Source organism: bacterium, assembly GCA_027622355.1.
Lineage (GTDB): Bacteria > UBA8248 > UBA8248 > UBA8248 > UBA8248 > JAQBZT01.
Genome location: JAQBZT010000131.1, coordinates 1 through 7,974 on the forward strand (window position 1 = coordinate 1; position 7,974 = coordinate 7,974).

The following is a 7,974-nucleotide window of genomic DNA, read 5'->3' on the forward strand; positions in this document are numbered from 1 at the left end:
GGGCCGGCGGTCGGGGGCGGTTCGTATTCAAGTTTTGTCATACAGGGGGTGCGCGGAAGATGGAGCAGGCCATTTTTGGAGCGGGTTGTTTCTGGGGGGTGGAAGCGGCCTTCCGCAAGGTGGAGGGCGTATCCAGGACGGCGGTGGGCTACTCGGGCGGTATCGCCGATGACCCCAACTACAAGCAGGTCTGCTCGGGCGCGACGGGACACGCCGAGGCGGTCCTGGTGGAGTTCGAGCCGGAGCAGGTGGGCTACGAGGATCTCCTGGAAATCTTCTGGGGCCTGCACGATCCGACCCAGTTCAACCGCCAGGGTCCCGACGTCGGCACCCAGTACCGCTCGGCGATCTTCTATCTCTCGCCCGAACAGCAAAAGGCGGCGAGCGCATCGAAGAAAGCGCTGGAGGAGTCCGGCCGCTTTTCACGCCCCATCGTTACGGAGATTACGCCCGCCTCTGAATTTTGGATGGCGGAGGACTATCACCAGCAGTACTTTGAGAAGATGGGGGTGTTTCACTAGGAGGCACCGCCTGGTAGCCCCAACGGGAATTGAACCCGTGTTTCCGGCTTGAGAGGCCGGCGTCCTAACCGCTAGACGATGGGGCCGAGCGGTGCATGATGCAGGAGGCAAGGGATTTTCTCCCCAGAACGGGCCGACTATAGCTTTCGCCACCGGTGGCGTCAACCCGGATTTCCGTCGAGCCAAGTCTCATGTATTTTCTGGATATTTTATCTTAAGTCATTGTATTTAATTTATTTTACCTCAAAAATTTGAATCCCCCTCTGGCCCTCCGGGAGCGAAGATTGGCGAGTCCTCCTGATGCCGTTTTGACCGTTCTTCTCTATTCCTCACTGGCCGCCCTCGTGGCGGCGGCGGGCGTGCTTCCGTTCGCGGTCCGGGCCCAGGTGCCCATGCGCTGGCTCGGGTGCGCCTATGCGCTGGCCTCGGGCTTCATGCTGGGGGCCGCCTATATCCTCATGGCCGAGGGTCTCCGCTCGATGGCCACCCTGCCCACGATTCTGGGCGCCGGCCTGGGGGTGGGCTACACCTTCTGGATGCACTCCTACTCGGGGACGGGGGAGATCGAGACGCTGCCGGATGAAGCCGTAGGCGCCATCGAGGGCTACAAGCTGATACTTCTCTCCGCGCTTCACTCGGCCTCCGAGGGCGTGGCCATCGGGGTGGGCATGGCGGTGAGCCTGCGGCTGGGGATTTTCCTGGCCCTCGCCCTCGCGGTGCACAACATCGCCGAGGCGATGGGGTTGACGGCGGCCCTGCGGCTGCGCCGCGTATCGCTCAAGGAATCGGCGGGCCTTTGCATCATTTCCGATGTGCCGATGGTGATGATGGCGATCGTCGCCTATGCGATCGTCGCGGCGGCCCCGTTTTTGCTTCCCTGGGTGCTCGGCCTCTCGGCCGGCGCCCTGATGTACCTCGTCCTGACGGAGCTGCTTCCCGCCAGCTACCACCAGGCGGGGAGCGGGCGCGTCGCCGTGCTGGTGAGCCTCTCGGCGGGCGGCATCGTCATGGCGGAAGGTTTGCTGGGCATGCTGGTTCGATAGGGGGCATTCAGGTGACACCGGTTCTTCTGGTCTTTTTCTACGGCGCGATCACCGCCCTGGCCACCGGCCTGGGGGCGCTGCCCTTCCTTTTCGTCCGGCAGGTCTCCTACCGGATGGTCGCCTTCGCGAACGCATCGGCGGCGGGGCTGATGCTGGGCGCGAGCTTCGGCCTCATCCTCGAGGGGACGGGCCACGGCGCGACGCAGACGCTCATCGGGGGCGCGGCGGGGGTTTTGTTCATCTCCATCGCCCACCACTTCCTCCACGATCTGGACGTGGGATTCGGGAAGCTCCGCGGCGCGGGCGCCCGCCAGATCGTCCTCATCATCGCGGTGATGACGGTACATTCGTTTTCCGAGGGGGTGGCGGTCGGAGTGGCCTTCGGCGGCGGGCAGCGGCTGGCGGCCCTCATCACCATCGCCATCGCCGTCCACAACATCCCCGAGGGGCTGGCGATCAGCGCGGTGATGCGCCCGAAAGGATCTTCCGTTCTCTCGTGCGCCCTCTGGAGCGTTTTTTCCTCACTGCCCCAGCCCCTCATGGCAGTGCCCGCCTTTTTGTTCGTCGAGGCGTTCCGGCCCGTGCTGCCCTACGGCCTGGGCTTCGCCGCGGGCGCGATGGTCTTCATGGTCTTTCTCGAGCTTTTGCCCGAGGCCTACGAAAAGGCGAGCCGCCCCGCCGTCGGCCTCATCGTCAGCCTGACGCTCGGGCTCATGATCCTCTTTCAGCGCTACATCTGAACACGACTCGGTAATGGGTCAGTTTGCTTGTATTTCTTGTCATTCCGAGCGCCGGAGGCGCGAGGAATCTGCTTTTCCACAAGCAGATTCCTCGGTCGCTACGCTCCTTCGGAATGACACCGCGGGTCCATTGTGCAAATAGACCCACTGCCCGCTACGCCTCCCGCGTGATGATGACCTTGCCGAGCTGCTTTCCCTCGTCCACGTAGCGGATGGCCTCCTGATAGCGGGAGAGGGGAAAGGTCCGGTCGATGTGGGCGCGGATCCTCCCGCTCTCGGCGAGGGACATCGCCGCCTCGAACTCTTCGGGTCGCGCCATCGTGGAGCCGAGGAGGGAGGCCTGCTTGAAGAAGAGCACCCGCAGGTTGATGCCGTCCACGATCTGTCCCGAGCTGCCGCCCACGAAGGCGATCCGCCCGTTCTGGGCGAGGCACTCGATGCTCAGGGGGAACGTGGCGGTCCCCACGTTGTCGATGACGACATCGGCGCCGCGCCCCCCGGTGGCCGCCTTCACCGCCTCGGCGACGTTCTCCTCGCGGTAGTTGATTCCGATCTCGGCGCCGAACGCGCGGGCGAGCTCGAGCTTGCGCGGCTCCGAGGAGGTGACGATGACCCGGGCGCCGGAGATGACGGCGAGCTGCAAGCCGAAGAGGTTCACGCCGCCCCCGATGCCGTGGATGAGCACGGTTTCGCCGGGGCCGACCTCGGCGCGGGTGACGACCTGGCGGTAGGCGGTGCAGAGGGCGAGGGGAAAGGCGGCGGCATCCTCGAAGGACATCCGGGCGGGCTTGGGGCGCAAGTTCGCCGCGGCGAGAACGATGCACTCGGCGTGCGTGCCCTCGCAGCCGGCGCCGACGATGCCGAAGCCCGGCCGGGTCGGATCGCCGAGGTTCGGGTTGATGATGACCTCGTCCCCTTCCTTGAGCGAGACGCCATCGCCGGCGGCCTCGATCACCCCCGCGCCGTCCGCCCCCATGGTGTGGGGTTTCGGGTGCTGCACCATCCCGGGGGTGCACTGGTAGATGTCGGTGTGGTTGATGCCCGAGGCCCGGAGCCGGACGCGTGCCTCGCCGGGCCCGGGTTCGGGGGTGGGAACTTCGCCGTACTTCAGACCTTCGATTCCGTCGCTGCCTTGTACTGTGATGGCTTTCATGGGGACTCCCTCAAAAGATGATGATTGATCAGACGAATCTTTTCGGGTCAAAGGGCGCCGGATCGAAGGGCGGCGGCGCGCCGCAGATGAGCGCGGCGGCGAGCTCGACGCTCGCCGGTGCCGGCCCGATGCCCGATGGGCCATGGCCGGTGCAGAAGAAAAGCCCCTCCAGCGCGCCCGCCCCGATGGCGGGGAGGCCGTCGGCGCAGAAGGGGCGGAAGCCGGTCCACATCTCGGAGATGGCGAGATTTTCGATGGCGGGGATCACCGCCATCCCGGCGGAAAAAAGCCAGGAGAGCCCGCCCACCGTGTGGCGGGGGTCCTCGCCCGCAAACTCGCGGGTGGCGCCGATGATGAGTCTTCCGTCCGTCCGGGGGACGAAGTAGGGATCGTTGTTCGTCAGGAGAACGTGGCGCAGGGAGATGGCGCGCGCATCGAGGGCGAAGATCTGCCCCTTTTGCGGCGTGACGGGCAGGCGCGGCAGGGCGCCCGCGATGGCGGGGCTGCCGGTTCCGGCGCAGATGACGGCGCTCTCCGCCGCGATCGTCTCCTCCTGGATGCGGAGCCCGCGAAAGCGCCCTCCCTCCGCGATCACCTCGCGGACGAGCGCCCCCGTGCGGATGGCGACGCCCTGCCTGCGGCAGGCGATCTCCAGCGCCTGGGCCAGCCGCCGGGTGTCCACGCTTCCTCCCTCGAGAAGAAGGGCGCCTGTGAGGGCGGGGGAGAGGGCGGGTTCGGCCCCGCGCAGCTCGTCTGCGGAGAGCCACTCGGTCTTTCCCCATTTCTTCCGGGCCGGATCGCTCTGAAGCTGCGCCGCTTCCCTTTCAGTGAGGGCGAGGAGCAGCGCCCCGCTCTCGCGGTACTCGGGGTCCAGCCCGCTCTCCTCGTTGATCGCGGCCGCCAGCTCCGGCCAGCGGGCTGATGACCTCTCCCGAAGGAGCAGGCCCGCCTCCCCGCCGCGCTCGGCCACCCCGCTCGTCCCGAAGCGCGAGATGATGCCCGCGGAGGCCCATGTCGCGCCCCCGCCCGGACGATCCTTTTCCAGGAGGGTGACCTTGCGGCCCGAACGGGCCAGCTCCCGGGCGATGAGCAGCCCGATCACCCCTCCGCCGACGACCAGGGTGTCCGTCATTTTCTCCCCGTTTTTGTTGCTGTTCCTTGCCGAGACCTTACGGTTTTTGGATGAAAAATTCCATCAGGGAGTGAAGGTTGATCTATTCGGCGAAGAGCCCGTCCGGGCGCTGCACGAGCCCGATCTCCTCCCCCGGCGCGAGCGCCCTCGCCGCGCGGACGAGCACCGTCCGCCGGCCGTGTTCGGCCTCGCCTTCGGCCAGGCCGAAATAAAGGGGCGGGTCGAATCCCGCCGGCGGGGTGTGGAGGGTGGTGGCCGCGCGGATGACGCCCCGCCGCGGAGGGGGCGCGCCGATGGGGACCCAGCCTTGCGCGGCCGAGGCGTCCTCCGGCGGGGGCGGGGTGTCCTCCGGCGGGGGGGCGTCCTCGCTCTCGATGATGGTGACCAGGTTGTTGGTGGCGAGACCGCCCATGCTCAGGGCGATGCCCCGGCGGGGCGGCTGGCCCGCCCGGATGCCGTCCCGGCCCAGCTGCCGGTGCAGTTCGACCACCTGCGCCAGCCCGGATGCGCCGATGGGGTGTCCCCGCGAGATCAGGCCGCCCGAGGCGTTGACGGGCAGCGCGCCTCCGATCTCAATCCTTCCCGACCGCAGGGCGTCTCCGTAGCCGCCGGGAGGAAACAGGCCGAGGTCCTCGGCGGAGAATATCTCGATGACGGTGAAGGCGTCGTGCACTTCGGCGATGTCCATGTCGCCGGGACCGGCCCCGGCCATGCGGTAGGCGGCCCGGGCCGCGCGGCGGTTCGCCTCGAAGGAGATCATGGAGCGGCGGCGCGAGAGCGCCTGGGTGTCGGTGGCATGGCCCAGACCCGCGATCCGGTGCGGCGCCCGGCGCGATGTCAGGAGCATCGCGGTCGCCCCGTCCGATATCGGGCCGCAGTCGAACAGGCGCAGCGGCGTGGAAACGAAGCGGCTCGCCGCATGGTGTGCCAGGGTGATTGGCCGGCGGAACTGGGCATACGGGTTGTGGGCGCCGTTTCCCCTGTTCTTGACCGCGATGCGGCCCCTGAGGTCTTCCCACTCGGCATCGCCGATGCCGCGCTGCCGGCGGTAGTACTCGGAGACGAGCGCGGCCAGCGCGACCATCGTGGCGCCCATCTGGCGCTCGGAGCGGTCGATCATCCGGGCGAGGCGGGCGGTGACGTCCGACGTGCTCTGTTGGCTCTCCTTCTCGCCCCCCAGAACCAGCACGGTTTCGTAGCGGCCGGAGAGGATCGCGAGGCAGGCGCTCTGGAGGGCGGCGGCCCCTGTGGAGGATGCGGTCTCGACCCGCCAGGCGGCGGCGCCGGTCAGCCCCAGATGATCGGCGATGAGGCTGGCGGAGTTTCCCTCGTCGAGGAATTCCGCGGGATTGAGCATGCCGACCACGACGGAGTCCACGTCCTCGCGGGTGATGCCGTGCGGGCGCGCTTCATCGAAGGCTTCGGCGGCCGCCTCTTCCATGAGCAGCTGCATGCGCTCGGCCCGTTTTCCGAAGCGCGTCATGCCGCCGCCCGCGATGAATATTCCCATGCAGTTTTCCGCCTCCCGGTTCGAATCTTTCGACTCACATCATTCGCCAAAAGTGGTACCCGTCGAAGGTGGGGGCGTCAACCGAGTGGGCGCTTCAGGAGGAGGGGGGCGTGAGTGGTGCTGCCGGATGGGATACAGGTATAATCCGGAAAATGGTGAATTTTCTCTCCTCAGTCGGGTCCGGCGAGTTGATGGCCGCCGGATCTACTTTTTTGTACGGCGCCTGCCTCGTCAGCCTGCGCCAGGGCATGCGGACCGGCACCCCGCTGGCGGCCGTTCTCATCATTCACGGGCTGGTGAGCGCCGGGGCGCTCGGCTACTCCCTTTACGACGGCTCGATGGCGAACTCGACCCTCCCGCCCCTCCTTTGGTTCGCCGCCCTGGGCATCATGGGTCAGGGGGTGGGGACTTTTACCCATTTCATCGGTATCGAGCGGATGGGGGTGAGCCGGGCCACCCTGGTCCAGGCCTCCACCCCGATCTGGGGGGTGATCCTCGCGGTGAGCATCCTCGGCGAGCGCCCCTCGATCTGGGTCGTCATGGGGACCGTTTTCATCGTCACCGGCGTGACTCTTTTCGCGTTCCGGGAGGGCGGGCGGCAGCGGGAGCGTTTCGCGGTCTGGTTCCGCGGGGAGTTGATCTTTCCCCTTATCTCCTCGGTGGCCTATGCGATGCTGCCGGTGTTCTCGAAATTCGCCTTCGCCTATCAGCGGACGCCGATCCTCGGCCTGGGGGTTGCCTTCGCGTCCGGGAGCCTGGTGCTCCTGATGGTGCGGCCGCTTCTGCCGGGGGGAGGACGGATCCGGGTGAAGCCAGCCGGCGCGCGATGGTTCGCCCTGGCGGGCCTGTTCAACCTGTTTGCGGCTTCTCTCTACTGGAACGCGCTGATGATCGGCCAAATCTCCTCGGTGCTCCCCTTGAGCCGCTTGTATCCCTTATGGGTGGTTATTTTCAGCGCGGTGTTTCTCGGCGGGCTCGAGCGGATCACGCTGCGGGTCGTCCTGGCCGCCTTGCTGGTGGTGGCCGGCGGAGTGCTGATCACGGTGAGCGCCGGGTAAGGGCACCTTGCCGCTTTTATTTTGTAATTAAATGAAAAATAAAGGATTATATGAACTATCTCCCGCCCGGAGCTTCCCGTTTTTTTTCGCACCCCCTTGATTTTTTGTATGTTGGCGGAATTATGCCCATATGCTATATTGCCTTTTTTGGTGCCCGGGCAATTTGCGATCGGCGCAATCGGCGGGCATCAGCTTGCATCTGCAGGAGATTAAGAAATTGGCACAGGGAACAGTAAAGTGGTTTAATGACGCAAAGGGTTTTGGATTCATTTCACAGGAAGATGGAGATGATGTTTTCGTCCACTTTTCTGCAATTCAGTCGGAGGGTTTTAAATCCTTGAGCGAGGGGGACCGGGTGACGTTTGACATCACCCAGGGACCGAAAGGACCCCAGGCTCAAAATGTCATGAAGGCGTAGCTCAAGGAAAGACGAAAGACATCGCAGAGCGGCGGCCGGAAACGGCCGCCGCTTTTTTTTGCGGCCCCATTTTCGACAGCGCAGAAAGAGGCGCATTGACGGGGAGCGGCCGGGTTTTCTAAAGTGCGGGGAGATCCGCTGCCATTCTCCATCGCCGCGAGGGAAGCCATGGCCATCGAAGCCCTATCGTCCTTCGATCTGATGATGGAGGAGCGGATTTCCGCCATCACGGAGGCCTGCACTGTCTGCGGAAAGTGCTTCGAGGCCTGCTCCATGCTTCCCTACACCGACCTCGGCGGGGCCGACCCGGAGGCGGCGGTGAAATCGGTCGTGGACATCATCAACGGCAGGCCGCATGCGCCGGAGGGCGCGGCCTGGGCCGAGGCCTGCCAGAAGAGC

The 7,974-nt window shown here is 65.9% G+C and carries 9 protein-coding genes and 1 tRNA gene; 6 read left to right on the forward strand and 4 right to left on the reverse strand.

Annotated features, from left to right (window positions below; all coding sequences use genetic code 11):
• Window positions 1-59: 59 nt before the first annotated feature.
• A complete protein-coding gene (gene msrA, locus O2807_08825; GenBank protein ID MDA1000599.1) occupies window positions 60-521 on the forward strand; it encodes a peptide-methionine (S)-S-oxide reductase MsrA in 462 nt (153 codons plus the stop codon).
• 11 nt (window positions 522-532) lie between these two features.
• Here the strand turns inward: msrA and O2807_08830 are convergent.
• Window positions 533-607: transfer RNA gene (locus tag O2807_08830), tRNA-Glu, on the reverse strand.
• Window positions 608-805: 198 nt separating this feature from the next.
• On the opposite strand from O2807_08830, the gene O2807_08835 reads away from it, so the two are divergent.
• Complete coding sequence (locus O2807_08835) at window positions 806-1,564, forward strand: ZIP family metal transporter (protein MDA1000600.1); 759 nt, start codon at window positions 806-808, stop codon at window positions 1,562-1,564.
• Window positions 1,561-2,304, forward strand: a complete 744-nt coding sequence (locus tag O2807_08840; protein ID MDA1000601.1) for a ZIP family metal transporter — start codon at window positions 1,561-1,563, stop codon at window positions 2,302-2,304. The genes O2807_08835 and O2807_08840 overlap by 4 nt, the downstream gene beginning before the upstream one ends.
• A gap of 154 nt (window positions 2,305-2,458) precedes the next feature.
• On the opposite strand, the gene O2807_08845 is transcribed toward O2807_08840, so the two are convergent.
• The 3 genes from O2807_08845 to O2807_08855 all read right to left on the reverse strand — a co-directional run bounded on the left by O2807_08845 (window position 2,459) and on the right by O2807_08855 (window position 6,099).
• Complete coding sequence (locus tag O2807_08845; GenBank protein ID MDA1000602.1) at window positions 2,459-3,457, reverse strand: zinc-binding dehydrogenase; 999 nt, start codon at window positions 3,455-3,457, stop codon at window positions 2,459-2,461.
• Window positions 3,458-3,485: 28 nt separating this feature from the next.
• Window positions 3,486-4,589: an FAD-dependent oxidoreductase gene (locus O2807_08850; GenBank protein MDA1000603.1), complete on the reverse strand. Its 1,104-nt coding sequence runs from the start codon at window positions 4,587-4,589 to the stop codon at window positions 3,486-3,488.
• Between the two features lie 82 nt (window positions 4,590-4,671).
• On the reverse strand, window positions 4,672-6,099 hold the full coding sequence (locus O2807_08855; GenBank protein MDA1000604.1) for a beta-ketoacyl synthase N-terminal-like domain-containing protein: 1,428 nt from the start codon (window positions 6,097-6,099) through the stop codon (window positions 4,672-4,674).
• Window positions 6,100-6,251: 152 nt separating this feature from the next.
• On the opposite strand from O2807_08855, the gene O2807_08860 reads away from it, so the two are divergent.
• The 3 genes from O2807_08860 to O2807_08870 all read left to right on the forward strand — a co-directional run.
• The gene (locus O2807_08860; protein MDA1000605.1) at window positions 6,252-7,157 is read left to right on the forward strand and encodes a DMT family transporter; all 906 of its coding nucleotides are present in this window, start codon (window positions 6,252-6,254) and stop codon (window positions 7,155-7,157) included.
• A 217-nt stretch (window positions 7,158-7,374) separates the two neighbouring features.
• Window positions 7,375-7,575, forward strand: a complete 201-nt coding sequence (locus O2807_08865) for a cold-shock protein (protein MDA1000606.1) — start codon at window positions 7,375-7,377, stop codon at window positions 7,573-7,575.
• Between the two features lie 168 nt (window positions 7,576-7,743).
• The coding region (locus tag O2807_08870) for a hypothetical protein (protein ID MDA1000607.1) at window positions 7,744-7,974 on the forward strand (231 nt) is incomplete at its 3' end.